Source organism: Arthrobacter sp. TB 26 (assembly GCF_000427315.1).
Taxonomy (GTDB): Bacteria; Actinomycetota; Actinomycetes; order Actinomycetales; family Micrococcaceae; genus Arthrobacter.
In genome coordinates, this window is sequence record NZ_AUPJ01000242.1 from 2683 (window position 1) to 3254 (window position 572).

The following is a 572-nucleotide window of genomic DNA, read 5'->3' on the forward strand; positions in this document are numbered from 1 at the left end:
CAGGACGGTGGCCAGGGCGAGCAGCCGCTGTTTCGACGCCGGCAGGTCCGCCGGGTGCGTTCCCGCATCCCCGGACAGTCCGAAGGCCTCCAGTGCGGCGAGGGCGGCCCTGGTGCCGGCATCCCGGCCAAGCAACCGCCGAAGGCCAAAACTGGTCTCGCGGAGCACCGTCCGCTCGAACAGCTGGTCGCGGGGCTGCTGGAAGAGCAGCCCGACCGACGCCGCCACCCGGCCGACCGGGAGAGGCGCGATGTTTGTCCCGGTGACGCGCACCTCCCCCGTGACGGGACGGAGCAGGCCGTTGAAGTGGCGCAGCAACGTTGACTTGCCCGCCCCGTTCGGGCCGGTGACCGCCACAATTTCGCCGGGGCGTACTGTGAGGCCCACATTCCGCAGCAGCGGCTCCGGCACTCGCCCGCCGGCGCCCGGGAAACCGAAACCGAGGCCCTCCAGCTCCAGCACCGGCGCGGCCTCCAGCTCCGGCCCGGAGGCTCTGACGGCGGCCGCGGTATGGGTGACCGCGTGCACGGTCCCGGTCCGGGCGAGTTCCGCCGACCGGATCAGCCCGCGGG

The 572-nt window shown here is 73.4% G+C and carries 1 protein-coding gene; it reads right to left on the reverse strand.

Annotation, left to right across the window (positions count from 1 at the left end; genetic code table 11):
* A partial coding sequence (locus K789_RS24515; protein ID WP_237739552.1) for an energy-coupling factor ABC transporter ATP-binding protein occupies positions 1-572 on the reverse strand: 572 nt, incomplete at both ends.